Below are 25598 nucleotides of genomic sequence, written 5' to 3'. Positions count from 1 at the left end.
GGCCGACTGCGAGCCCTCCAAGCCAGCCGCTGAAGACCGCCCACCAAACCAGCACCCCAAACAATCGGCCTCAGCCGCGTTTCGCAGAGGAATCCACAAGGGGGAAGGGAGGTGCCTAGGCGATGAGCGTCTCGCCGAGCAATGCACGAACGTTCAAGACCTTTCGGCCTTGCCTTTCTATCCTCCGATCCGGTAGACAGCCCAAGTCGTCGAGAGGATCGTTCGTGGCCGCATCTGCCACCCATGCCGAGAGCCTGAACCGCGCTGCTGCGCGGACGGCCGGCGTGTGTGTCCGGTCGCGCGCTCCCTCGCTCCTTGGTCAGCTGCTTCTTCTTACCAGCCCCTGAGGGCCGGCCGGGCACGTGTGCCTGGGCGCTCAGGGGATGACGGGAACCAAGCCTCAGACCTCGCGCGCCAGCCCGAAACCGAGACGCGGCGCGCCCCGACCAGGGACAAGCCCATGAGCAATGCAAGCAATACCGTGTCCGTCAAGGACCGCGTCCTGATCTTCGACACCACCTTGCGTGACGGCGAGCAATGCCCCGGTGCGACCATGACCTTCGAGGAGAAGCTCGAGGTCGCCGACATGCTGGACGCGATGGGCGTCGACATCATCGAGGCCGGCTTCCCGATCGCCTCGGACGGCGATTTCGAGGCGGTCTCGGCCATCGCTTCCCGGATCAAGCGCGCCACTGTGGCTGGCTTGGCGCGCGCCATTCCCGCCGACATCGCCCGCGCCGGCGAGGCGGTACGCCATGCAGCCAGGCCGCGCATACACACCTTCGTCTCGACCTCGCCGATCCATCTGCAGCACCAGATGCGCAAGAGCGAGGAGGAGGTGCTGGAGATCATCACCCGGACGGTGACGCAGGCGCGCAATCTGGTCGAGGACGTCGAATGGTCGGGCATGGATGCGACCCGCACCCCGATCGACTATCTCTGCCGGGCGGTCGAGACCGCGATCAAAGCCGGCGCGACCACGATCAACCTGCCCGACACGGTCGGCTACGCCACGCCGGACGAGTACCGCGCCATGTTCAAGGCGGTGCACGAGCGCGTACCCAATGCCGACAAGGCGATCTTCTCGGCGCATTGCCACAATGATCTGGGCCTCGCCGTCGCCAATTCGCTGGCGGCGATCGAGGGCGGGGCGCGCCAGGTCGAGTGCACGATCAACGGCATCGGCGAGCGCGCCGGCAATGCGGCGCTTGAGGAGATCGTGATGGCGCTGCGGGTGCGCGGCGACGTGATGCCCTACGACACCGGCATCGACTCGACCTATCTGATGCGCGCCTCGAAGGCGGTCTCGAGCGCCTGCTCTTTCCCGGTGCAGTACAACAAGGCGATCGTCGGCCGGAACGCTTTTGCTCATGAAAGCGGCATCCACCAGGACGGCATGCTGAAGCACCAGCAGACCTACGAGATCATGACTCCGGCCTCGGTCGGCGTGACCAAGACCTCGCTGGTGATGGGCAAGCATTCCGGCCGCGCCGCCTTCCGCTCGAAGCTGACCGAGATGGGCTACACGCTCGGCGACAACCAGCTGGAGGACGCCTTCACCCGCTTCAAGGCGCTCGCCGACCGCAAGAAGCATGTCTATGACGAGGATATCGAGGCGCTGGTCGACGAGAACCTCGCCACTGCCCATGACCGCGTGAAGCTGGTCTCGCTGACGGTGATCGCCGGCACGCGCGGCCCGCAGCGCGCCATGCTGAAGCTGGACATCGACGGCCGCGTCGTGGCTGAGGAGGCCGAGGGCAACGGGCCGATCGACGCAGTGTTCAACGCGGTCAAGGCACTGGTCCCGCACGAGGCGGTGCTGGAGCTCTACGACGTCCACGCCGTCACCGAAGGCACCGACGCGCAGGCGGAAGTCACCGTGCGCCTCGGCCAGAACGGTGCGGCGGTGACCGGCCGCGGCGCCGATCCGGACACGCTGGTCTCGTCGTGCAAGGCCTATCTCGCCGCGCTCAACAAGCTGGTCGCCCGCGGCAGCCGCATGCATGCCCAGGCGGCGGAGTAAGGGCGCCGGGACCCTGTCCAATCCAACACCGCCGTCATTCCGGACAAGCGCCAAAGGCGCGCGGTCCCGCAATCCATCGCAGAGCGTCGAGCCGACGATGGTTTCCGGCGCTCCGCTTCGCCGCGGCCGGAAAGATGGTGTGGGTGAAATCGGCCGACGCGTATCGACAAGAGCCCGGCGCACCCTAGATACTCTTCGCAGCGTCCGCTGGCCGGAAGCCTGCACGCAGCGCATCCCGGCCCCTCCATGGGAACCGGGGTGACGGCGCGGTGATCCTGCGCCAGTCTTTCTCATTCGAGTGATCCGAAGGAAGTTTGCCGATGCGTCCGATGAAATTCGGGATGGGCCAGCCGGTGCGGCGGGTCGAGGATCAGCGCCTCACCACCGGCACCGGCCGCTATACCGACGACACCGCCGTCGAGGGGGCGTTGCACGCCTATGTACTGCGCTCGCCGCATGCGCATGCGACGTTCAAGATCGTCGACAAGCAGGCAGCGCTTAAGCGCAAGGGCGTCAAGCTGATCCTGACCGGCGAGGATGTCGCCCATCTCGGCGACATCCCCTGCAAGGGGCTGATCAAGGACATCGACGGCAAAGACGTGAAGCCGAACCCGGTGCCGGTGCTGCCGGTCGATACGGTGCGCCATGTCGGCGAAGCCATCGCCTTCATCGTCGCCGAGACGCTCGACCAGGCGCGCGACGCGGCCGAAGCGATCGAGATCGAGTTCGAGACGCTGCCCTCGATCACCGGCATCGCTGAGGCGCTGGAGAACGGGGCGCCGCAGGTCTGGCCGGACCGGGCCGGCAATGTCGCCTTCGAGGCGGAGCAGGGCAACCGCAAGAAAACGGAAGACGCCTTCGCCAAGGCTGACCGGACAGTCTCGGTCACCATCGTCAACAATCGCCTCGCCTCCAACTACATGGAGACGCGCGCCTGCATCGCCGAATACGATAAGGCGACCAAGCGCTGGACCCTGACGCTCGGCAGCCAGGGCAGCCACGGCACGCGCGAGATCCTGGCCGACTACATCCTCAAGGTCCCGCAGTCGCGCATCCGGGTGATCACCCCCGATGTCGGCGGCGGCTTCGGCACCAAGATCTTCATGTACCGCGAATACCCGCTGACGATGGTCGCGGCCGAAAAGCTGAAGCGGCCGGTGCGCTGGGTCGCCGACCGGACCGAGCACTTCCTCGCCGACACCCATGGCCGCGCCAATCTCAGCACCGCGACGATGGCGCTCGACAAGCGCGGCAAGTTCGTCGGCCTCAAGGTCGACCTCGCCGCCGACATGGGCGCCTATCTCTCGCAATATGGGCCCTTCATCCCCTGGGTCGGCACGACGATGACGCCGGGTTGCTACAATATCCCGGCGGTTCATGTCCGCTTCCGCGGCGTCTTCACCAACACCACCCCGGTCGACGCCTATCGCGGCGCCGGGCGGCCTGAAGCCGCCTATCTGATCGAGCGGCTGGTCGATGCGATCGCGCGCGAGACCGGCAAGACGCCGGATGCGGTGCGCGCCCTCAACTTCGTCAAGCCAGGGGAGATGCCCCACAAGACGCAGACCGGCCCGGTCTACGATTCCGGCGAGTTCGAAGGCCATATGCGCCGCGCCATGGAGGTGGCGGACTGGAAGGGCTTCAAGAGCCGGCTGAAGGCCTCGCAGAAGGCCGGCAAGATCCGCGGAATCGGGCTCGCCTGCTATATCGAGGCCTGCGGCGGCGGCGGGCCGGAGAGCTCGACCGTGATCCTGGAGAAGGACGGCACCGTCACCGTGCTGATCGGCACCCAGTCGAACGGGCAGGGGCATGAGACCGCCTATTCTCAGCTCGTCGCCCAGCATCTCGACATCCCGCTCGACCGCATCAAGGTCGTCCAGGGCGATACCGATCGGATCGCGACCGGCTCCGGCACCGGCGGCTCGCGCTCGATCCCGGTCGGCGGCGCAGCTCTCAACGCGGCGACCGGCATCCTCGCCGACAATCTGAAGAGCATCGCCTCGGACGCACTCGAAGCTGCTCCCGGCGACCTCGAGATCGTCGACGGCGCCGTGCGCGTCGTCGGCACCGACAAGCAGCTCGACCTCAAGGCGATCGCCAATCTGCCTGGCGCCAAGGCCGAGCAGCTCAGCGTCCACCAGAGCTGGACGCCGCCGGAGGCGACCTATCCGAACGGCACGCATGTCGTCGAATTGGAAGTCGATCCGGCGACCGGCGGCACCGAGATCCAGAACTATGTCGTAGTCGACGATTTCGGCGTGACGCTGAACCCGATCATGCTGCAGGGCCAGGTCCATGGCGGCGCGGCGCAAGGCATCGGCCAAGCGCTGATGGAGGAGATCCGCTTCGATTCTTCCGGCCAGATGCTGACCGCGACCTTCATGGATTATGCCCTGCCGCGCGCGATCGACATCCCGAACTTCCATTTCGAGACGCGCAATGTGCCTTGCGTGACGAACGCGATCGGGGTGAAGGGTGCGGGCGAGGCGGGGGCGATCGGCGCCTGCCCGGCGGTGATGAACGCCATGGTTGATGCATTGAACCGCGCCGCCGGCATCAAGGCGATCGACATGCCGGCGACCCCGGCCAAGGTGTTCGCAACGCTGCGGGCGGCGGGGTATCCGCTCTGACGCAAGGATCTCATTGCGATTTTGCAATGAACTTCACGACAATGCGACTTGGCGCTGTCGTGTGCCTGCGTTGATCTGGAAGAGTTCAAAACAGCGCCGGGTCCGGCGCTGCCTTCCGGAGGATTCCCACGCATGCTTCGCACTGCTTTCGTCGCCCTCGGCCTCGCCGTCGGCGTCTCCGCCGTTCTGGCTCAGGCTAATCCGATCGCCGAGCGGCGCGATGCCATGAAGGCCGTCGGCGCCGCGACGCGCGAGGGCGCGGCGATGGCCAAGGGCGAGGCGCCGTTCGATGCCGCCAAGGCGCAGGCGGTGTTCAAGGCCTATGGCGAGGCTGCCAAGAAGATGCCGGCCCTCTATCCCGAGAATACCAAGACCGGTGGCGAGACCACGGCGGCGCCGAAGATCTGGGAAGACCAGGCCGGCTTCAAGGCCGCCTTCGCCAAGTTCGAGGCCGATGCCGCGAAGGGCGCGACCGCGACCGATCTCGCCGGCTTCCGCACCGCCTTCGGCGACGCCACCAAGAACTGCGGCGGCTGCCACGAGGCCTATCGCATCAAGAAGTGACCGGCAGCCTTCAGTCGGTTCTCATAGCCGTCATTCCGGACAAGCCGCGAAGCGGCGCAGCTCTGGAATCCATCGTAGAGCACCGAGCTCTATGATGGATTCCGGCGTTTCGCTTCGCTCCAGCCGAAATGACGGCTCGTATTTTTCATGATGCGTGAGCCTATTTCCGCCTCGGCGGGCTTTCCCGACTGAACTTTATTGGCCAAGAATGCGTTGGGCACGACGGGCAACTTGATGAGGAACCGATGCGCCGCCTGCTGATCACGCTTCTGGTCTTCGTCGCGCTCGGCATCGCCGGCTTCTTCGTCCTCACCGATCCGCGCGTGGTCTCGCCAGGGCCGGAGGTCGGCACGCTGCCGGCGCCGGACATCGAGAACGGCAAGCTCCTGTTCGCCGCCGGCGGCTGCGCCTCATGCCATGCAACGCCCGGCCAGGACGACAAGACCAGGCTCGGTGGTGGGCTCGTGTTGGACTCGCCCTTCGGCAAGTTCCATGTGCCGAACATCTCGCCGCATACGCGCGACGGCATCGGCAACTGGGGCACGGCCGACTTCATTCAGGCGATGACCGCCGGCGTCGCGCCCTCGGGCCAGCACTATTACCCGGCCTTTCCCTACACCTCCTACCGCCTGATGCCGGCCAAGGCGGTGGCCGATCTCCTCGCCTATATCCGCACGCTGCCGTCGGTGGAGGGCAGGGCGCCCGGCCATGAGCTCGGCTTCCCCTTCAACATCCGCCGCGCTGTCGGCGGCTGGAAGCTGCTGTTCTTCGACGGGACGCCGTTCAAAGCCGATCCCAGCAAGAGCGAGGAATGGAATCGCGGCGCCTATCTGGTGAACGGGCCGGGCCACTGCGCCGAATGCCATTCCAGCCGCAACCAGTTCGGCGCCATCGTCCAGGCGACGCGCTTTGCCGGCGGGCCGGACCCGGAAGGCAGGGGCTGGGTGCCGAACATCACCCAGGCCGAGGACGGGCTCGGCAAGTGGTCGAAGTCCGAGATCGCCGAACTGCTGAAGAGCGGCTTCACACCGAGCTTCGACAGCGTCGGCGGCACGATGGCCGCGGTTGTGCGTAACATGGCGCAGCTGTCGGATGCCGACCGGCTGGCTATGGCGGAGTACCTGAAGTCGCTGCCGGCGGTGCAGGGGCCGCCGCGGCCGCAGAAGGCGGCCGGCGGGTAAGGCTATCAGCCAAACAGGCGCCGGTCCCAGAACACGGGCTCGTGCAGGCTCGCTTCGATCAGGGCAAAGTCGGGATGGGCCGGATTGATCAGGACGTTTCTGTCGAGCCGCGCGACGACGCTCGGGACCAGCAGGATCGCGCTGCGGCGGTCCCGGCACCAGCGCTCGCCATGGGGTTTGCTGACTGTCGCGGGCATCGTGTCCCAGCCAGGCAGGGCAGGGACCGAAAAGATCTCGTAGCTGACGCCGCGCGGGATGCTGATCCGGACGAAGTGCAGGTTCGGCGGCAGGTGGCCGCTGCCGCGCACGAGTTTCTCCAGCAGCGCGGTTGAATAGTGCTCGCTGCTGTAGATCACCGGGCTGCCGGCCGTATTCCAGCGCCCGGGCGCGATGGTGGAGCCGGTCGCGTCGAAGATCGGATAGAGGCCGTCCGGATCGCCGATGCGGTAGGCCGTCAGCGTCCGGTCCAGCCGCTGTGGCGTCACGCGGCGCTGCCGTATTTCAGGCCGGCGAGAACGTCGCGTACCAATTCGCCGCCGATCTCGTTCTGGAGGACGACATCGATCGGGCGCCGGTCGTCGAGCATGGCGTGAGATCTGAATAGGAAGTCTCGCGCGGCCTGCTCGGTCTTCCAGACATCGAGGGCCAGTTCCCAGACGCCGACGACCCGAGCCAAGCGTGTACCCTCTTCGGCCGACAGGCGATGCGCCGCCTTGCGCCGCTCATAGGTGGCCTTGGGGACGAAGCGGAACTTGAACTGGGCGTCGTTGGGCGACAGCAGATGGGAGACGCGCTCGAGCGCGGCTACGGGAAGCCCGCTCTCGATCGTCGAGATCAGCTCGAACGGCGTGCGTGCTGCTCGGGCATCGCCGGGCAGGCCGAGCACGCGGGCCATTGCCTCATAAGACACCATGACTCTTGCCTCATATCACTTGAGGCAAAATATAGTCTCTGTTGGGATTCGCTGCAAGCAAAGTTCCGGCAGAGGCGAACCCAGCCTTCAATCCATCACTGCTGCCTTGAGGATACAGACCATCAGGGCCGTGCCCGGCTGGCCACTGACGCAGCGGACGATGTGCTGACGGTCGCAGCGATAGCGCAGGGTCTCGCCGGCCTTGGCGCGCTGGGTGATGCCGCCGACCTCGACCTCGAACTCGCCGGCGCTGACCGAGAGCGATTCGATCGAGCCGCGCTGATGGCCTTCGGAATCGAGCTCGCCGCCGGGCTCGGCGCTGACCTCGTACCATTGCAGCCATTCGACGGTCTTGATCCAGCCGATGATGGCGAGGCGCAGCTTGCCGTCCTCCGAGACCAGGATCGGCGTGTCGGGCCGGGCGATCTTCTCGATGAAGGCCTCTTCCTCATTGGTCGAGAGCACGCGCTCGATCGAGACGTCGAGCGCCTGAGACAGCCGCCAGATCGTCGCCAGCGTCGGATTGGTCTCGTTGCGCTCGATCTGGCTGATGATCGACTTGGCGACGCCGGACTGCTCGGCCAGTTCCGAAAGCGACAGATTATAGGCCTTGCGCAGCCGCTGGATCGTCTTGCCGAGCTGGCCGGAGATCACCTGTGCGCCGGATTCCAGCTCGCGCCCGCCACGTTCCCTGGTTTCGATACCCATTGCGCTCTTGCCTGCCGTCGCGCCCGATCCGTTTGGGATAGAGAACGATTGTTTGTCCTAGCGGACAATGCCCCGGATCGCTCCAAGCGGCAAGTCGAGGGCGTCAGACGGAGCGGGACGGACCGGCCTCGCGCGTCTCCTTCTTGAGCAGGCCGAGTTGCTGCTCGCGCAGGATGACGTAGATGCCGGAGGCGATCACGATCAGCGAGCCCAGGAGCACGGCCAGCACCGGCCATTCGCCGAAGACGAACCAGCCGAGCGCCGTCGCCCAGATCATCGTCGAGTACTCGAAGGGCGCGATCAGCGAGGCGTCGCCATAGCGATAGGCCTGGACCAGCAGCATCTGGCCGAGGCCGCCGAGCACGCCGATGGTGACGAGCAGGATGAAATCCTTCAGGTCGGGCACCGTCCAGCCGAGCGCCAGCGTCAGCAGGCCGAGCAGCGAGGTCAGCGTCATGAAGTAGAAGACGATGGCGCCGGTCTTCTCGGTATGGGTCAGCAGCCGCACCTCGATCGAGGCGAAAGCGGAGCAGAAGGCGCCGGCGAGCGCGAGCAGGGCGCCGATCGCAGGGCCGCCCGAGAGCCCGTGCCCGAAGGCCTGCACGCCCATATGCGGCGAGAGCATCAGGAGCACGCCGAGGAAGCCGACGGCGACGGCGGTCCAGCGATAGACGCGCACGCGTTCCTTCAGGATCAGCGCCGCGAGCACCACTACGATCAACGGCGCGGCATAGCCGATCGCGACCGCGTCGGAGAGCGGCAGCAGATGCAGCGCGGCGAAGCCGAGGAACATGCCGGTCGAGCCGATGACGCCACGCTTGAGATGGCCGCGCAGATTGCTGGTCTTGAGCGCCTCGGGGAACTCATGGCGCCAGGCAAGCCAGATGATCAGTGGGATCAGCGCGAAGAAAGAGCGGAAGAAAACGAGCTCGCCGGTCGGATAGCGCGAGGCCAGCGTCTTGATGCCGGCCGACATCAGCGTGAACGACAGGGCCGAGAGCAGCTTGAGGCTGATGCCGAGGAGCGGTGACAAGGGGACAGGTCGGGCGCGAGGACTGGAGGTCTTGTGCAAGACGTCCAGTCCTTAGACCACGAGCTTGTGGCCGTTCCAAGCACCGATCTTGCAAGTCGGACCGGCGCGGTGCGGGAGGCCGTCCAGAACGATCAAGCGAGGCGGTATTCGAGGATCTCGTCGCCACGATCGTCGAAGCTGCCGGTCGAGCGCCAGCTCAGATGCCGATAGAAGCCATAGGAGCGCGAGGCCGGGTCGGCGGAGCAGCTCAGGAAAAGCCTGGCAAAGCCGAAAGCCTTGAAATCGGCGACGACAAGGTTCAGCAGCGTCCTGCCGACGCCCTGGCCCTCATGGCTCGGCAGCAGCGCCAGCACGGCGATCTCGCCGGTCTCGCGTTCGCCGAAGCAATAGCCGACGATCCTGCCGTCTTCGGTCGCGACATGGCCCGGCAAGCTGCCGTCGGCGATGGCGGCGCGCCAGCTTTCGAGCGTGATGCCGAGCGCCGCGAGCCGTTCGACCGAGAAGGCGTTCTCTCGCGTCATGCCACGCAGCACGATGCAGGCGGGCGTGTCGTCGGGGGCGGCGCGGCGATAGGCGATGGTCATGGTGGGCCTAGGCTGGGGGGCGTTGGCCGGGCTGCGTCTGGCGCCGCCCGGCCGGTTTGCGGCTGCGTCAGAAATTCGCCCGGAACGAGCCGCCGTCGATCAGGAAGTTCTGGCCGGTGATGTAGCCGGCATGGGCGCTGGCGATGAAGGCGCAGAGCTTGCCGAACTCGTCAGGCGTGCCGAGGCGGCCGGCCGGGACGGCGGCGAGCCGCCGCTTCGTCGCTTCCTCGATGCTGATGCCCTGCATCTCGGCGACCTTGTTCGTCGCGGTCTTGATCCGGTCGGTGTCGAACACGCCGGGCAGGATGTTGTTGATGGTGACGTTGGCATGCGCGATCTCGCGCGCCACGCCGGCGAGGAAGGCGGTCAGGCCGGCGCGGGCGGCTGAGGAGACGTCGAGCCCGGTCAGCGGGGTCAGCACGCTCGCCGAGGTGATGTTGACGATGCGGCCGAAGCGCCGCTCGATCATGCCGTCGACGACGCGCTGCACCAGCTCCAGCGGCGTCGCCATGTTCTGCGCCACGCCTTCGAGCAGTCCCTCGCGCGTCACTTCGCGGAACGGCTTGGGCGGCGGGCCGCCATTGTTGTTGACGAGGATGTCGGGGTTGGGCGCGGCGGCGAGCAGGGCATCCTGGCCGGCCTTGGTTCCGACGTCGGCGACGACGGCGATCACGGTCGCGCCGGTGCTGGCACGAATCGCGGCCGCGGTGTCCTCAAGCGTCGCGGCGTCACGGCCGTTGACGACGACGGTGCAGCCCGCTTCGGCCAGCGCCTGCGCGCAGCCGCGACCCAGCCCCTTGCTCGAGGCGCAAACGATGGCCGTGCGGCCGGCAATACCCAGATCCATGGTCGTCTCCCGGAAAGGTCCGTTCCTGTGCAGGCAGGCAAAGCACGGTTTCGCCGCCGCGTCATCAAAGCGTAGTGCAAATCAGACACACGCCGCAGGCATCGCAACAGTTGGACTGGCGAGCATGAGCGACGACAGCGACGCCAAGCAGGTTCGCAGCATCTTCATATCCGACCTGCATCTGGGCACGCGCGGGGCCCAGGCGGATCTGGTGCTGGAGTTCCTGCGCGCCTATGACGCCCCGACGATCTATCTGGTCGGCGACATCATCGACGGCTGGCGGCTGAAAAGTGGCTGGTACTTTCCGCAGGCGCATAACGACGTGGTGCAGAAGCTGCTGCGCAAGGTGCGCAAGGGCTCGAAGCTGATCTACGTCACCGGCAATCACGACGATTTCCTGCGCGACTATACCGGCCTGCAGTTCGGCGGCATCACGCTGGTCGACGACATCGTCCACGAGACCGCCGACGGCAAGCGCATGCTGGTCATCCATGGCGACCTGTTCGACCTCGTGGTGCGCAACGCCAAATGGCTCGCGCTGCTCGGCGACTGGGCCTACACGATCGCGCTCTTCCTCAATCACGGCATCAACAAGGTGCGCCGGGTCCTTCGCCTGCCGCACTGGTCGCTCTCGGCCTGGGCGAAGCACAAGGTCAAGAACGCCGTGAACTATATCGGCGAGTTCGAGCAGTGCCTCGCCGACGAGGCGCGCCGGCACAAGGCAGATGGCGTGATCTGCGGCCATATCCACCACGCCGCCCAGCGCGACATCGACGGGCTGACCTATATCAACACCGGCGACTGGGTCGAAAGCTGCACGGCTGTGGTCGAGCACGACGATGGCCGCTTCGAGATCGTGCGCTGGCCGCAGCACCGGCTGAAGGGCGAGAAGCCGGCTGTTCCCGCGGCGCGGCCAACCCCAATGCCGAGCCTCGTCGAGGCCGCGTGATGCGCGTCCTGATCGCGACGGACGCCTGGCGCCCGCAGATCAACGGCGTCGTGCGCTCGCTGGAGCGCATGGTCGAGGCGGCGCCGGAGTTCGGCGTCACCCCGCAGATGCTGACGCCGGAAGGCTTCTGGCAGGTCGGCCTGCCGTCCTACCCCGATATCCGCATCGCGCTGGCGACGCGCCGACATATCGCCCGGCGCATCGCTGAATTCGGGCCTGACCACATCCATATCGCGACCGAAGGACCGATCGGCTGGCTGACGCGCGCGGTCTGCCTCGCCCAAAAACGGACCTTCACCACGAGCTACCACACCCGCTTCCCGCAATATGTCGCGGCGCGCTGGCCGATCCCGGAAAGCTGGAGCTATCGCTTCCTGCGCCGCTTCCACGGGCCGGCGGCCGGCGTGATGGTCTCGACCGCCACTGTCGAGGCCGAGCTGCGTGCGCATGGCTTCGAACACATCCTGCGCTGGGGCCGGGGTGTCGACCTCTCATTGTTCCACCCGCGCCCCGAAAGCGTGCTCGATCTGCCGCGGCCGATCTTCCTCAGCGTCGGCCGCGTCGCGGTCGAGAAGAACCTCGAGGCCTTCCTGTCGCTGCGCCTGCCCGGAAGCAAGGTCGTGGTCGGCGACGGGCCGGCCCGTGCCGACCTCAAGCGCGCCTTCCCCGACGCGCATTTCCTCGGGGCGCGCGAGGGCGAGGACCTCGCTTCGATCTATGCCTCGTCCGACGTCTTCGTCTTCCCGAGCCTGACCGACACCTTCGGCATCGTGCTGCTGGAAGCTGCTGCGAGCGGGCTGCCGGTCGCCGCCTTTCCGGTTCAGGGGCCGAGCGACGTTTTCGCCGGCAGCGAGGCTGCCGTGCTGCACGAGGATCTGCGCCAGGCGGCGCTCTCGGCCCTGCGCCTGCCGCGCGAGGCCGGGCTCGAACTCGCCCAGCGCCATAGCTGGCACAGCAGCGCCGAGCAGTTCTACGGCCATATGCGCCGGGCGATGCAGGCTGCCGCTGCGGCGGGCAAGGCGACGCGGGCCGAACTGGCGCCCGTCTCGAACACGCTCTCCGTGCGGCTGGAGCCGGCAGAGCGGAAGGAGTTCGCGTAGAGCCCGGAAGTCTCTCTCAGCCCTCATCCTTCGAGACGCAGCCTATGGCTGCGTCTCGAAGGATGAGGGCTTCATTTGCTTCACAGCAAGTTCCAGTCCCTTCACAGCCTCCGCGAACGAGCATGACGCGGCAGCGCCGGCTGCGGTGCGCTCGCCGGCTTGAGCTCGCTGCGGAAATCGTCGCGGCGCTGGTGCACCGAGGCGATGACGAGGCCCATCGGCACGCCGAGCCCGACCAGCGCCGCTTCCGACAATTGCAGGCTGGCCTCGATCGTCTCAGGCACGGCATCGTTGACGCCGATCTCGTAGAGATGCCTGGCATGCTTGGCGTCGCGGGCGCGGGCGACGATGACGAGGTCCGGCCGCATGCCGCGCGCCGCTTCGACGATCTCGTCGACGGCACGGGGATTGTCGATGGTGACGATCAGGGCTGTCGCTTCCTCCAGGCCGCAGAGCCGCAGGAAGTCAGGCCTCGTGGCGTTGCCGTAGAAGGCGGGGCGGCCGGCCCGGCGTTGCGTCGAGACCAGGGCGGCGTCGGCGTCGACGGTGATGTAGGGCACCTTGTGCTGCGAGAGCATCTCGCCGACCAGCCGTCCGACGCGGCCGAGGCCGACCACGATGGCGCGCGGGGCATGGTCGTCCGGCGGCAGGATGCTGGCTTCATCGGGCAGCTTCACCGGCGGGGCGAGGCGGGCCGACAGTGTCCGCGCCATGCGGGCGGCGAGCGGCAGGAAGATCATGGTCAGCGAGACGCCGGCGAGCACGAGCGAGGCGGCCTTCTGGTCGACCAGCTTGGCCGCGACCGAAGCGGTCAGCAGCACGAAGGCGAACTCGCCGCCGGGGCCGACCATGATCGCGGTTTCGAGCGCGGTCGGCAGCGAGAGCTTGAAGTAGCGGGCGAGCAGGAAGGTGATCGCGACCTTGGCGAGGAAGAGGCCGGCGGCGATGCCGAAGATCGCGACCGGCTGGGCCGCCAGCGCCGCCGGGTTCACGCTCATGCCGACGGTCAGGAAGAAGACGCCGATCAGCAGCGACTTGAACGGCTCGATCGTCACCTCGATGGCGCGGCGATACTCGGTTTCCGCCAGCAACAACCCCGCGATGAAGGCGCCGAGCCCCATGGAGAGGCCAGCCCCGGCCGCGATCAATCCGGTGCCGAGCGCGACCAGAAGCGTCGCGGCCATGAAGCTCTCGGAGGAATCGGTCGAGGCGACCAGGCGGAAGAGCGGGCGCATGGCGAGGCGGCCGATGACGATGATCGCGGCGACCGCCGCGATGGCCTGCAGCAGCGCCTGGGTCAGGCCGGCGAGCAGCGAGCCGCCGTTCTGCGCCCCGAGCACGCTGACCAGGAAAAGCAGCGGGATCACTGCGAGGTCCTGGCAGAGCAGGATGGCGAAGCTCGACCGGCCGGCCGAGGAGGTGATGCGGCGATGGGCGGAGAGCAGTTCGACGACCATCGCGGTCGAGGACAAGGCGAGCGCCGTGCCGATCAGCAGGGCAGCGGCAGCCGGTTGCCCGAAGGCATAGGCGATGGCGCTGATCGCGGTGGCCGAGAATGCGACCTGGCCGAGGCCGAGGCCGAAGACCAGCCGGCGCATGGTCTTGAGGCGCTCATAGGACAATTCCAGCCCGATGACGAAGAGCAGGAAGGCGACGCCGAGCTCGGCCGGGCCGGCGAGCGCCTCCGCGCTCGATACGGTGACCGTGCTGAGGATGGGGATCTTGGCGACGAGGCCGCCGAGGCCGTAGGGGCCGAGCAGGGCGCCGCAGGCCATGAAGGCGACGACGGAATTGACGCGAAAACGCTTGGCGAAGGGCACGATCACGCCGGCCGTGGCGAGCACGACCACGGCGTCGCGATAGGCGGAAGGATCGATCGTCCCGGCCACGTCACCCTCGAAGAATCAAGCGAAGCTGCTGATCTCTCAGCTTTGCGTCCCAGGGCCTTGCAACACAAACCAAATCACGCATCGGGCTGACGAAAACTTGCCCCGCCGCCGGCTGACCTCTAATCACGATGCCATTCGCGGCGGCAGCATGGCCGCGATCTCGCCACGCGAAGGGTTCCGCATGCGCTTTACTGGCACCGCCTCCTATGTCGCCACCGAGGACCTGACCGTCGCGGTCAATGCCGCGATCCGGCTGGAGCGCCCCCTCCTCGTCAAGGGCGAGCCCGGCACCGGAAAGACCGTGCTGGCCGAGGAGATCGCCGCTGCGCTCGGCGCGCCGCTGCTGACCTGGCACGTCAAGTCGACCACCAAGGCGCAGCAGGGGCTCTATGAATACGACGCGGTCAGCCGCCTGCGCGACAGCCAGCTCGGCGATGCCCGCGTCTCCGACATCGCCAACTACATCAAGCGCGGCAAGCTCTGGGAGGCCTTCGTCTCGCCGGTGCGCCCGGTGCTGCTGATCGACGAGATCGACAAGGCCGACATCGAGTTCCCGAACGACCTCCTGCTCGAGCTCGACCGCATGGAGTTTCATGTCTACGAGACCGGCGAGACCATCCGCGCGGCGCAGCGGCCGGTGATGATCATCACCTCGAACAACGAGAAGGAATTGCCGGACGCCTTCCTGCGCCGCTGTTTCTTCCACTACATCCGCTTCCCCGACGCCGAGACGATGCAGAGAATCGTCGAGGTCCACTTCCCCGGCATCAAGAAGCGCTTGATGGAGGAGGCGCTGCGCCTGTTCTTCGAGGTGCGCGAGGTGCCCGGCATCAAGAAGAAGCCCTCGACCTCCGAACTGCTCGACTGGCTGAAGCTGCTGGTGGCCGACGATATCGGTCCCGAGGTGCTGCGCGAGCGCGATCCGCGCAAGCTGATCCCGCCGCTGCACGGCGCGCTGCTCAAGAACGAGCAGGACGTCTCGCTGTTCGAGAAGCTCGCCTTCATGGCGCGGCGGGAGAGCCGCTGAGCTTGGCTTCAGGCATTGTGTCGCAGGGCGGGATCGCGGTGGCCAGGTCGACCTTGGGATCGACTTGTCGGACCGCTTCCTTCAGGTCGAAATCGCGCATCAGCAGAACATAGTCCTGCGTCTCCGAGGTCTTGAGATAGCCGGTCATCGTGATCGGCTTGCCCGAGAGCTCGCCGAGCCGGCAGGCCTTGTCGGTGCCGAGCGCCAGGCTGCCGCGATTGCCGCTGTTCTGCGGTCCGGCGAACATCTCCTCACGGAAGGCGCTGAGCCGCGCCGCGTCGCTCGGGCTCAGCCTGAACACGATGAAGCGGCGTCCCGGTGAAGCCATCGTTGGCAGCTTCGCCAGCCCCACCGCATCGCGCACCTCCTCCAGCACGACCTTGCGCTCATGCCGGCCCCCATCCTTCGGGAGGGCGACTAGCGTCATGGTGACGCCGCCGGGAAGCGTGCGGATGTCGGCCGGCAGGCTGATGCCGGCGCGCAACTGGGCGAGATCGGTGGTCTTCATGTCGATCTTGGACAGCTTCGGCAGCGAGGTCAGCGGTACGTGCCCGCAGCCGGCGAGAAGGCCGCAAACCAGGACTGTAGCGGGCAGGGCGGTGCGCATCGGGTTTCCCGTGGGAAATGGCTTTGACATTTATAAATTCATCTCTTAGTTTAATTTTGTCAATCGCGGAGTGAAACGATATGTCGTCCCTTGCAAACTCGATTCAGGGCCGGTCCGCCATGGCGCGGTTGCGCCGTGTCAGCACGGTGGCACGCATCCTGTGCGTCGCGGCGGCCGCGTTGATGGCCATCGGCACGGTCTGGCTCTGGCGCGATCCTGAGCAGCTCGCCGTCTATGCCCGCGGCACGGTCGGCGTCAGTGCCCCGATCGGCCCGCTATCGGAGCGCGGCTACTGGATCGCCCTCACCATCGGCCTCGTGCCCGCCGGCCTGTTCGTCGCGGCGATGCTGCGGCTCGCCAGCCTGTTCGGTCGCTTCGGCCGCGGCCAGGTGCTGGAGGAAGAGAACGCGCAGCGGCTGACGCGCGTCGGCTGGCTTCTGACGGCGATGGGCGTGGCGACGCCTTTGACGCGCGGCTTGCAGAGTGTGGCACTGACCTTCGACAACCCGTCAGGCCAGAAGCAACTGGCGATCACGCTCGATCCTGGGACTTTCGGCGTGCTGGCGGCGGGAGCCGCGCTGGTCGCCTTCGGGCTGGTGCTCAAGGAGGCGGTTCGGCTCGCGGACGAGAATCAGAGTTTCGTGTAGGAGTTGGGCGATGCCGATCGTCGTCGAACTCGATGTCATGCTGGCGCGTCGCAAGATGCGCTCGAAGGAACTGGCCCAGCGCATCGGGCTGACTGAGCAGCAGGTCTCGCAACTGAAGTCCGGCAAGGTCCGCGGCATGCGCTTCGATACGCTGACGCGGATCTGTGCGGTGCTCGACTGCCAGCCGGGCGACCTGCTGCGCTATGAGCCGGCCGCGGAAGACCTCGCGCTCGCTTCCGATTCAGCCGAGGCGTAGCAGGCTCAGCCGAGCCCGAGCAGCGGGCGTGCCTGCAGCGCCGCGACGAGCGCGGTCGCGGTGACGGCGGCATAGGCGGCGGAGACCGTGCCGAGCGCGACGAGCCCGGCTCGGCTCTGCCGCGTCGCAAACCAGAGAGCCACGCCGATCGCCGGGATGATCTGCAAGGCGTGCAGGCCGAGGAAATGGGCGATGCGCAGATCCCCGATCGTCAGCGACCAGCCGAAGAAGGGGAGCGTCCGGTGCGCGTCGGGGATGATGCCGACATAGTGCCCGGTCGCACTGGCGCTGAGGATCGCGCCGCTGGCGAGGCCGAAAACGCAGGTCAGGGCGAGCCCGGCGATCAGCGACCAGCGCACGACCTCCGGCATGGGGGCGGCGTCGCGGCGGGCGAGGCCGTAGGCGAGGAAGCCCGGCGCGATCGTGAACATCACCGCGCCGACGCCCATCAGGCTGTAGAGCGCGATGCCGGTCCAGTCGTCGCGATTGTAGTGCGAGGCTTCCACGCGCGAGGCGCGCCAGGCGATGTAGAGAACCTCGAGAACGATCGGCACGATCACCGGCCAGACCATGTAGCGCCCGAGCCAGGAGGCGCGAAAGCGCTCGCCGGCGAGCGGCAGGAACAGCGCCAGCGTCAGCAGATAGAAGGCGACCGAGAGCTCGAATTTCAGCGGCTTGATCCAGGTATCCACCCCTTGGAACTGCCTGCTGTCGATCAGCCAGGCGAAGACGGTCGGGACCGCCAAAGCGAGCATGGCGAAGGCCGCCGCGGTGAGCCGCGGCTCCAGTTCGAGATCGGGCAGCCAGGCCGGGAGGCGGGCCTGCAGGCGGGCGATGCGGTCTTCGCGTGCGAGGCGGAAGCAGGCCTCCAGCAGCAGATAGGTCACGAAGCCGAACGGGCCGAACAGGAAGGTCAACGGCAGCACCGGCAGCATCAGCCAGTGCGGGATGCCTTCCGCCTGCGAGCGGCGCAGGATCCAGTTGCCGAGGACGAGGTCGAAGGCCAGGTAGTGGACCCAGCCGGCTAGCAGCAGCGGCTTCGATGCGAAGAGCGCCGCCACCGAATCGAGCGAGGAAAAGCCGCCCTTGGCGTCGTGCCAGTACACGGCGATCAGCACGGCATATCCCAACGACAGCAGGGCCGGGATGATCCAGCCCGCCAGCGCCGCCGAGACGCGGCGCCAGCGCGGCAGCAGGATCAGCGCTGCCCAGCCGAGCATGGCGAGCTGGCCGGCCCGGGTAAAGGCGTCATCCAAGGTGAAAGGCATTGCCCATTCCAATCTTGACGCTGTTCAGTTGCGGCTCTGTCCTATTGCGTTATCTTGACGGCGTCAAGTTTGATGATGGCGGCGTTCGGGCAGGGCGTGCGATGGATACCAAGGTCAGCAAGCGGGGCGGCTACCATCACGGCGATCTGCGCCAGGCAATGATCGACGCGGCCGAGGCGGTGCTGGCCGAGAAAGGCGTCGGCGGCTTCACCCTGCGCGAATGCGCCCGCCGGGCCGGGGTTTCGCCCGCCGCGCCGGCACATCATTTCGGTAATCTCGTCGGCCTGCTGACCGCGATCGCGACGCTCGGCTTCGACGATCTCTCGCAGGAGATGGAGACGGCTGTCGCTAAGGCGCAGGCGTCCGGCGGCGACCGGCTCGCTGCAATCTGCGAGGCCTATCTTGCCGTCGCCCTGGCGCGGCCCGGCCGCTTCCGCGTCGCCTTCGGCCGGCTCGGCCTGAAGAACAACGATGAAGAGCTGCGCCGCGCCGCGATCCGCGCCTTCGGTATCCTGGTGCGCGAGACGAAGCTGGCGCTCGGGCATGAGATCGACAGCGATGTCCTGACGCGCCTGCCGTCGAGCTATGCCGGCGACCTCGATCTTGCCGAGATCCTGTTCGTCTGGTCGGTCACCCATGGCTTTTCGACCATGCTGATCGACGGCCAGCTCGCCCCTCTGGAGATGCAGCCGGGCGGGCGCGGGCGGCTGATCGCGCTGTATTCGGGCCGGCTGATGGAGATGCTGCTCGCCGCCGTGCGAGCTTCCGCGAGCCTGACACTCGCAAATCCCGCCAGCCATGGTTAGATGGCGGCCATGCGCCGCCTCATGCTCCTGCGCCACGCCAAATCGGCCTGGCCCGCCAACACCGCCGACCGCGACCGGCCGCTCGCCACCCGCGGGCGCGAAGCCGCTCCGGTCATGGGCCGCTATCTCGCCGAGGAGCTGCTGCTGCCTGATCTCGTCCTGATCTCGCCGGCCAAGCGCACGGCCGAGACTTGGGAGCTGGTCAAGCCGATGCTGCCGGAAAAGCCGGCGACGCATTACGAGCCGCGCATCTACGAGGCCAAGCATGAGCGCCTGCTCAAGGTCGCGCAGGAGACGGAGCCTGAAGTCCGCACGCTCCTGATGATCGGCCACAATCCCGGCTTCGAGGAGCTGGCCGCCAGGCTCACCGGCCATGGCGACCGCTATGCGGCGGCAAGGATGGCGCAGAAATATCCGACCTGCGGCCTCGCCGTGATCGATTTTTCCATCGAGGACTGGCGCGATCTCGCCGCGCAGGGCGGCCGGCTCGACCGTTTCGTCACGCCGGCTTCGCTCGGCGAGGGGCCCGACGAATGAGGCGGATCGCCTGATGGCGTCCGGTTCCTATCTCGACGAGGCGCGCAATGCCGCGCTCGCCTTCGGCGACAGCTTGCTGGGCTTCGCCAGGCCGCGCCTGCGTATCGGCGTCACCGGCCTGTCGCGCTCGGGCAAGACGGTCTTCACCACCGCGCTGATCCAGAACCTGGTCGAAGGCGCCAGGCTGCCGGTGCTGAAGGCTTCGGCGGAAGGGCGTATCGCCCGGGTCCGGCTGGTGCCGCAGCCCGATCCCGAAATCCCACGCTTTCCCTATGAGGCGCATCGCGCGGCGCTGTCGGGGCCGGATCGGCGTTGGCCGGACTCGACCCGCCGCATCTCGGAGCTTCGGATCGAGATCGATTATGAGCGCGCCGAAGGCTGGTTCAAGGGGCCGGCGACGCTGACGCTCGACATCGTCGACTATCCCGGCGAATGGCTGCTCGACCTCGCTTTGATCGGTCAGGACTATGCGAGCTGGTCGGCGCAGGCGGTCGCGGATGCGCGCAAGGCGCACCGGCTCGAGATCGCCGGCCCCTGGCTCGACGATCTCAGGCAGCGCGACCCGACGGGGCCGGCGGACGAGCTCGCGGCCGAAGCGGCGAGCGATGTTTTCAAGGCCTATCTCGCCGCCTTGCGCGCCGATCCCGAGGCGGTGGCGGTGACGCCGCCCGGCCGCTTCCTGATGCCGGGCGATCTCGAAGGCTCGCCGGCCCTGACCTTTGCGCCGCTGGATCTGCCGCCGGGTGCGCAGCCGCAGGCCGGCACGCTCGCCGGGCTGATGGCGGAGCGCTTCGAGGCCTATAAGCGCGTCGTGGTCGGCCCGTTCTTCCGCGAGCATTTCGCCCGGCTCGACCGGCAGATCGTGCTGGTCGACGCGCTGGCGGCGCTCGATGCCGGGCCCGCCGCGCTCGCCGATCTCGAAACCGCACTCGGTCAAGCGCTCTCGGCTTTTGCGGTCGGCCGCAACAGCCTGTTGTCGAGCCTGTTCGCGCCGCGGATCGAGAAGGTGCTGTTCGCCGCGACCAAGGCCGACCATCTCCATCACACCAGCCATGACCGGCTCGCCGGGGTGATGTCACATCTGGTCGCCCGGGCTGCATCACGGGCGCAAGGGGCGGGGGCCAAGGTCGAGGCGATGGCCTTCGCCGCGATCCGCGCGACGCGCGAGGTTCGCATCCGAGAGGGGCGTGAGGAATTGCCGGCCATCGCCGGCGTGCCCGAGGCGGGCGAGGCCGTGGACGGCGAGGTCTTCGACGGGCACGCGGAAGCCGCGATTTTCCCCGGCGACCTGCCGAATCGGCCCGAGGCGATCTTCGATCCCGATGCGCCGCGCTGGCATGTCCGGGCGCCGCGCTTCCGGCCGCCGCTGGTCAAGCCGGATGCGGGCGGGCGCCTTGCGCCGCCGCCGCAGATCCGCCTCGACCGCGCGTTGGAGTTCCTGATCGGGGACAGATTGGCGTGAAGGAGGGCTGAGCATGAGCAAGGCACCGCGCGCCATCCGTCTCGATCCGCAGGACAGTTCCTCCGACGATGCCGTCTTCGGCGGACGCGGCGATGTCGCCGTCGTGCCGGAGGTCGAGCCGATCGAGCCGGAAGCCACTCCGATTCCGCAGCCGAGGCGTCGCCGCTTCAGCTGGGGCAGCCTGTTCGTCGCGGCGCTGTCGGGCCTGCTCGCTCTGTCCGTCACGGTCTGGGCCGAGCAGACGATCCGCTGGCTGCTCGCCCTCAACCCGGCCGTCGGCATTGCTGCATTGGTCTGCGCCGGCATTGCGGCGCTGGCGCTGCTGGTCATCCTGATGCGGGTGCTGCGCGACATCCTGCGCGAGCGGCGGGTCGAGGCGCTGCGCGAGCGCGCCGTCGCGGCGCTGGCCGAGAGCGACCTTGCCAAGGCGCGAGGCGTCGCTGCCGATCTCGACAAGCTCTATGCCGCCCGGCCGGAAACCGCGAAGGGCAGGGCGGAGCTCTCGGCGCATACGCCGCAACTCCTCGCCGCTCGCGATCTGCTCACGGTCGCCGAGCGCAGCCTGCTCGCGCCGCTCGATGCGCTCGCGCAGGCGCAGGTGGCGCAGGCGGCGCGGCGCGTCTCGCTGGTGACGGCAGTGAGCCCGCGGGCGCTGGTCGACGTCGTCTTCGTCCTCGTCGCCTGCGCAAGGCTGCTGCGTTCGATCGCGACGATCTATGCCGGCCGCCCCGGCGCTCTCGGCTTGTTCCGGCTGGCGCGGCAGGTGCTCGGCCATCTCGTCGTCACCGGCGGGGTCGCGGCGGGCGATGCCGTCATCCAGCAGGTGCTCGGCCAGGGGCTGGCTGCGCGGCTGTCGGCCAAGCTCGGCGAGGGCGTGCTCAACGGGCTGCTGACGGCACGGATCGGGCTCGCGGCCATCGCGGTCTGCCGGCCGCTGCCCTTCGTCGAGGAGAAGCCGCCGGGTCTGTCCGATGTCGCCGGCGATCTTTCCGGCTGGGGCGGCAAGGACAGTTGAGCCCGGCAGAATTTGCCGGCAGCGGACGATTCTGCCCGGTCGGAACCGTCGGTAAACCTTTCGAAAACCATCCAAGCTCTTGAAATATCTCAGGCATGGCCGTGGCACAGGCCGTGCAAACTCAGCCTCGGTTCGACATGCCGCCCATGGGGGGCGCTGTCCAGGTCTGACGACCAGGTGAGGTTGCGATGGGTGTTTTCAGTGCTCTGACGACGGCCGTGACGGGCATGCAGGCCCAGTCCTATGCCCTTGAGAATATCTCCGGCAACATCGCGAACTCGCGCACCGCCGGTTTCAAGCGGGTCGATACCAGTTTCTCCGACCTCGTGCCGGATTCAGCGCTGAACCGCCAGATCGCCGGCTCGGTCGCCTCCTATAGCCGCGCCACCAACACGATCCAGGGCGACCTCAACGCCACCCGCATCGACACCAACGCCGCCATCAACGGCGACGGCTTCTTCGTGGTCGACCAGCGCCAGAGTGGCGTCGGTGCCTCGACCCAATTCGCCAACACCAATCTCTACACCCGCCGCGGCGATTTCGACTTCGACGCCGACGGCTATCTCGTCAACGGCGCGGGTTACTATCTGAAGGGCCAGAAGATCGACCCCGTCACCGGCCAGGTGATCGGCAGCCAGCCCGATGTGCTGCGCATCACCAAGGACCAGTTCCCGGCCAAGGCGACGACCCAGATCGAATACAGCGCCAATATCCCGGCCTATCCGAAGACCAACAGCGCCGTTTCGACGACGCCGGGCTCCGAGCTGCTGAATGCGGGTACGGGCTTCGGCACGAACCCCGGTACGACGGCATCGGGCGGCACCGGCACGGTGATCGGCACCGACCTGACGACCTTCCTCAACCGCTCGATCCCCGGCGGTTCGGTCACGGTCTACGATACGCTCGGCAAGGCGACGAGCGTCGAACTGCGCTGGGCCAAGGTCTCCAATGCGACGACCACTCCGGCGCCGGGAACGCCCGACACCTGGAACCTGTTCATCGCCGAGAACACTGGCGCGACCGGCGCGACCGTCGCCTATCGCAACGTCAACGTCGACGTCACCTTCGACAACACCGGCAAGATGACCTTCCCGGTCAACGGCAACATCACCATCCCGCCCATGACGATCGGCGGAAACGCCATCTCGCCCGCCACCGCCCCCATCAGCATCGTCACCAACGGCACCAGCCTGACCCAGAACGGCGATACCAGCGGCCAGATCGACGCCCGCAGCATCCGCCAGAACGGCTACACCGCCGGCACGCTCGACCGGGTCTCGATCTCAAACGAAGGCCAGGTGATCGGCACCTTCAGCAATGGCCAAGTCGTGGCGCTGGCCCAGATCGCGGTCGCCCGCTTCAACGCAGGCAACGCGCTGAAACGCCTCGATGGCGGCGCCTTCGAGGAGACGATCGAGTCGGGCGCGCCGATCGTCGGGCTCGGCACCGCGGCGCTGATCGGCGGCAATGTCGAGCAGTCCAATACCGACATCGCCGACGAATTCTCGAAGATGATCGTCACCCAGCAGGCCTATTCGGCCAACACCAAGGTGATCTCGACGGCGCAGGAGATGCTGCGCGACGTCTTCAACATCATCCGCTGAGCGGCTGACCGAGGCCTGGCCCGACGGCCCAGAAGGGCCGGGCCGAAGCAACGAGCCAAAGACGACAGGAGTTGACGATGGGTCTCAACACCGCGCTCGGCACCGCCATTTCCGGTCTGCACAGCTCGCAGATCGGCATCGGCGTCGTCTCGCAGAACGTCGCCAATGCCGGCACGCCCGGCTATGTCCGGCGCACGACGTCGAGCGTCGATTCGGTCTCCGGCGGCACCGTTGGGGTCAGCAATCCCAATGTCCAGCGCCTGCTCGACCGGATCGTCCAGCACCAGCTGCTGCAGGAGAGTTCGGGCGCGGCCTACACCTCGACGCGCGCGCAGGTCTTCGCCAATCTCGACAAGCTCTACGGCGCCCCGGGCAGCGCGACCGCGCTGGACTCGATGTACAGCAAGTTCACAAGCTCGCTGCAGGCGCTGCAGAACGATCCGTCGTCCTATACCAACCGCACCGCCGTGATCGATGCGGCGAGCCAGCTCGCCAACCGGCTGCGCGGCCTGTCGGACGGCGTGCAGCAGCAGCGCGCCCAGGCGGAAGCCGGCATCGGCGCGGCGGTGACGCGCACCAATGAACTGCTCGAGCAGCTCACCAACGTCAATGCGCGCATCGTCAACGCCCAGCAGAGCGCGGGCACGGCGGATCTGCGCGACCAGCGCGATCGGATCATCTCCGAGCTGTCGCAATATGTCGAAATCCGCACGGATGAGCGGCCGAACGGGTCGGTCAGCATCACCACCGCATCGGGCACCCAGCTCTTCGACGGCCGTCCGACGGTCACGTTCGAGTTCGACGCGCGCGCCAATATCGGCCCGCAATCGAAATGGAGCAGCGATCCCGCCCAGCGCACCGTCGGCACGATCGTCGCGCGGGACCTCTCCGGCAACACCTCTGATGCCATCGCCAACAACAGCTTCCGCTCCGGCGAGATCGGCGCGCTGATCGAGTTGCGCGACAAGACGCTGGTGCAGGCGCAGGCCCAGCTCGACGAGATCGCCGCCCAGCTCTCCAGCGCACTCTCGGACCGCGAGATCGCCGGCACGGCGGTGACCGCGGGCGCAGCGACCGGCTTCGATGTCGATCTCGCCGGCTTGCAGTCCGGCAATTCGGTGACGCTCGACTACAAGGTGACGCCCGGCGGTCAGACGCAGCGCTTCACCTTCGTGCGCGTCGAGTCGGCGGCATCGCTGCCGCTGCCGGCCTCGGCCCAGGGTGATCCCAACAATCGCGTCATCGGCATCGATTTCTCCGGCGGCCCGGCTTCGGTCGCGGCCCAGATGCAGGCGGCGGTCGGTCCCGGCTTCACCGTCTCGAACACCGGCTCGGTGCTGCGCATCGTCGATGACGGGGCGGCCGGGACGCGCGACGTCGTCGGCCTGACCGCGCGCCCGACCCAGACCTCCCTGACCGGCGGCACGAGCGAACTGCCCTTCTTCGTCGATGGCCGCAACAATGGCGCCTATACCGGCTCCTATGAGGGCGGGGCGCAATCGGTCGGCTTCGCCTCGCGCATCGCCGTCAATCCGGACCTGATCGCCGATCGCTCGCGGCTCGTCATCTACAACACCAGCCCGGCGACTCCGCAGGGCGATACGACCCGGCCGAAATTCCTCTATGACCGGCTGACCTCGAGCCAGCGCAGCTTCACCAATTCGACCGGCTTCGACGGCTCGACCGCGACCTCGACCGGCACGGTGTCGAGCCTGGTCCAGCGCGTCGTCGCCGGCCAGGGCCAGGCGAGCGAGCAGGCCAAGCGCCTCGACGAGGGCCAGCAGGTCGCCTTCGCCTCGGTGCAGAGCCGCTTCCTCGAAGACACCAAGGTCAATGTCGACGAGGAAATGTCGAACCTGATCGAGCTCCAGAGCGCCTACGCCGCCAACGCACGCGTCATCTCCACGGTCAAGGAGTTGCTCGACGTGCTGATGAGACTGTGAGGAGA

24 protein-coding genes are annotated in these 25598 nt (G+C 67.4%); 15 read left to right on the top strand and 9 right to left on the bottom strand.

Going from position 1 to position 25598, the window contains the following annotated elements; genetic code table 11:
• Positions 1-460 precede the first annotated feature (460 nt).
• The 4 genes from BMZ69_RS26270 to BMZ69_RS26255 all read left to right on the top strand — a co-directional run bounded on the left by BMZ69_RS26270 (position 461) and on the right by BMZ69_RS26255 (position 6398).
• Positions 461-2023 carry a 2-isopropylmalate synthase gene (locus tag BMZ69_RS26270; protein WP_092162478.1) on the top strand — a complete coding sequence of 521 codons (1563 nt, stop codon included), beginning with the start codon at positions 461-463 and terminating at the stop codon, positions 2021-2023.
• A gap of 320 nt (positions 2024-2343) precedes the next feature.
• A complete protein-coding gene (locus BMZ69_RS26265) occupies positions 2344-4653 on the top strand; it encodes a xanthine dehydrogenase family protein molybdopterin-binding subunit (protein ID WP_092162476.1) in 2310 nt (769 codons plus the stop codon).
• 132 nt (positions 4654-4785) lie between these two features.
• Positions 4786-5217, top strand: a complete 432-nt coding sequence (locus tag BMZ69_RS26260; RefSeq protein WP_092162474.1) for a c-type cytochrome — start codon at positions 4786-4788, stop codon at positions 5215-5217.
• A 245-nt stretch (positions 5218-5462) separates the two neighbouring features.
• Positions 5463-6398 (top strand): cytochrome c, encoded by a 936-nt coding sequence (locus BMZ69_RS26255; protein WP_092162472.1) that lies wholly within the window; start codon positions 5463-5465, stop codon positions 6396-6398.
• A 5-nt stretch (positions 6399-6403) separates the two neighbouring features.
• On the opposite strand, the gene BMZ69_RS26250 is transcribed toward BMZ69_RS26255, so the two are convergent.
• The 6 genes from BMZ69_RS26250 to BMZ69_RS26225 form a co-directional block, all read right to left on the bottom strand.
• Complete coding sequence (locus BMZ69_RS26250) at positions 6404-6883, bottom strand: RES family NAD+ phosphorylase (RefSeq protein ID WP_092162470.1); 480 nt, start codon at positions 6881-6883, stop codon at positions 6404-6406.
• Positions 6880-7311: an antitoxin Xre-like helix-turn-helix domain-containing protein gene (locus BMZ69_RS26245; protein WP_092162468.1), complete on the bottom strand. Its 432-nt coding sequence runs from the start codon at positions 7309-7311 to the stop codon at positions 6880-6882. Before BMZ69_RS26245 ends, BMZ69_RS26250 begins: the two co-directional genes overlap by 4 nt.
• An 87-nt stretch (positions 7312-7398) precedes the next feature.
• A complete protein-coding gene (locus BMZ69_RS26240; RefSeq protein WP_092162466.1) occupies positions 7399-8019 on the bottom strand; it encodes a helix-turn-helix domain-containing protein in 621 nt (206 codons plus the stop codon).
• A gap of 103 nt (positions 8020-8122) precedes the next feature.
• Positions 8123-9052: a DMT family transporter gene (locus tag BMZ69_RS26235; protein WP_092162465.1), complete on the bottom strand. Its 930-nt coding sequence runs from the start codon at positions 9050-9052 to the stop codon at positions 8123-8125.
• A 131-nt stretch (positions 9053-9183) separates the two neighbouring features.
• Complete coding sequence (locus tag BMZ69_RS26230; RefSeq protein WP_092162464.1) at positions 9184-9636, bottom strand: GNAT family N-acetyltransferase; 453 nt, start codon at positions 9634-9636, stop codon at positions 9184-9186.
• 67 nt (positions 9637-9703) lie between these two features.
• Positions 9704-10483, bottom strand: a complete 780-nt coding sequence (locus BMZ69_RS26225; RefSeq protein ID WP_092162463.1) for an SDR family oxidoreductase — start codon at positions 10481-10483, stop codon at positions 9704-9706.
• 124 nt (positions 10484-10607) lie between these two features.
• Here BMZ69_RS26225 and BMZ69_RS26220 point away from each other — a divergent pair, with 124 nt between their 5' ends.
• Positions 10608-11432: a UDP-2,3-diacylglucosamine diphosphatase gene (locus BMZ69_RS26220; protein WP_092162462.1), complete on the top strand. Its 825-nt coding sequence runs from the start codon at positions 10608-10610 to the stop codon at positions 11430-11432.
• Positions 11432-12532 carry a glycosyltransferase family 4 protein gene (locus tag BMZ69_RS26215; protein ID WP_092162461.1) on the top strand — a complete coding sequence of 367 codons (1101 nt, stop codon included), beginning with the start codon at positions 11432-11434 and terminating at the stop codon, positions 12530-12532. Before BMZ69_RS26220 ends, BMZ69_RS26215 begins: the two co-directional genes overlap by 1 nt.
• Before the next feature lie 101 nt (positions 12533-12633).
• On the opposite strand, the gene BMZ69_RS26210 is transcribed toward BMZ69_RS26215, so the two are convergent.
• Entirely contained in the window at positions 12634-14421 is a 1788-nt protein-coding gene (locus BMZ69_RS26210) for a cation:proton antiporter domain-containing protein (protein ID WP_092162460.1), read from the bottom strand.
• Positions 14422-14602: 181 nt separating this feature from the next.
• Here BMZ69_RS26210 and BMZ69_RS26205 point away from each other — a divergent pair, with 181 nt between their 5' ends.
• Positions 14603-15448, top strand: a complete 846-nt coding sequence (locus tag BMZ69_RS26205; RefSeq protein WP_092162488.1) for an AAA family ATPase — start codon at positions 14603-14605, stop codon at positions 15446-15448.
• Here the strand turns inward: BMZ69_RS26205 and BMZ69_RS26200 are convergent.
• Complete coding sequence (locus BMZ69_RS26200; RefSeq protein ID WP_092162459.1) at positions 15423-16055, bottom strand: hypothetical protein; 633 nt, start codon at positions 16053-16055, stop codon at positions 15423-15425. The two genes, BMZ69_RS26205 and BMZ69_RS26200, sit on opposite strands and share 26 nt — an antisense overlap.
• Before the next feature lie 80 nt (positions 16056-16135).
• On the opposite strand from BMZ69_RS26200, the gene BMZ69_RS26195 reads away from it, so the two are divergent.
• Together BMZ69_RS26195 and BMZ69_RS26190 are read left to right on the top strand one after the other, a co-directional pair.
• Positions 16136-16702: a DUF2975 domain-containing protein gene (locus tag BMZ69_RS26195; RefSeq protein WP_092162458.1), complete on the top strand. Its 567-nt coding sequence runs from the start codon at positions 16136-16138 to the stop codon at positions 16700-16702.
• 10 nt (positions 16703-16712) lie between these two features.
• Complete coding sequence (locus BMZ69_RS26190; RefSeq protein WP_092162457.1) at positions 16713-16958, top strand: helix-turn-helix domain-containing protein; 246 nt, start codon at positions 16713-16715, stop codon at positions 16956-16958.
• 5 nt (positions 16959-16963) lie between these two features.
• Here BMZ69_RS26190 and BMZ69_RS26185 read toward each other — a convergent pair whose 3' ends face one another.
• Positions 16964-18226, bottom strand: coding sequence for an ABA4-like family protein (locus BMZ69_RS26185; protein WP_092162456.1), 1263 nt, complete (start codon positions 18224-18226; stop codon positions 16964-16966).
• Positions 18227-18327: 101 nt separating this feature from the next.
• On the opposite strand from BMZ69_RS26185, the gene BMZ69_RS26180 reads away from it, so the two are divergent.
• The 6 genes from BMZ69_RS26180 to flgK all read left to right on the top strand — a co-directional run bounded on the left by BMZ69_RS26180 (position 18328) and on the right by flgK (position 25593).
• On the top strand, positions 18328-19032 hold the full coding sequence (locus tag BMZ69_RS26180) for a TetR/AcrR family transcriptional regulator (RefSeq protein ID WP_092162443.1): 705 nt from the start codon (positions 18328-18330) through the stop codon (positions 19030-19032).
• A 9-nt stretch (positions 19033-19041) separates the two neighbouring features.
• On the top strand, positions 19042-19569 hold the full coding sequence (locus BMZ69_RS26175) for a SixA phosphatase family protein (protein ID WP_092162487.1): 528 nt from the start codon (positions 19042-19044) through the stop codon (positions 19567-19569).
• A gap of 13 nt (positions 19570-19582) precedes the next feature.
• Positions 19583-21031: a YcjX family GTP-binding protein gene (locus tag BMZ69_RS26170; RefSeq protein WP_092162442.1), complete on the top strand. Its 1449-nt coding sequence runs from the start codon at positions 19583-19585 to the stop codon at positions 21029-21031.
• Between the two features lie 13 nt (positions 21032-21044).
• Positions 21045-22046, top strand: a complete 1002-nt coding sequence (locus tag BMZ69_RS26165; RefSeq protein WP_175506982.1) for a YcjF family protein — start codon at positions 21045-21047, stop codon at positions 22044-22046.
• 188 nt (positions 22047-22234) lie between these two features.
• Complete coding sequence (locus BMZ69_RS26160; RefSeq protein WP_092162440.1) at positions 22235-23650, top strand: flagellar hook protein FlgE; 1416 nt, start codon at positions 22235-22237, stop codon at positions 23648-23650.
• Between the two features lie 77 nt (positions 23651-23727).
• Positions 23728-25593, top strand: a complete 1866-nt coding sequence (gene flgK, locus BMZ69_RS26155) for a flagellar hook-associated protein FlgK (RefSeq protein ID WP_092162439.1) — start codon at positions 23728-23730, stop codon at positions 25591-25593.
• Positions 25594-25598 lie beyond the last annotated feature (5 nt).

It is taken from the genome of Allobosea sp. CRIB-10 (assembly GCF_900112185.1).
Classification (GTDB): Bacteria; Pseudomonadota; Alphaproteobacteria; order Rhizobiales; family Beijerinckiaceae; genus Allobosea.
The sequence above is the reverse complement of the archived record's forward strand: the minus strand, read 5'-3'. Positions and strand labels throughout refer to the sequence as shown.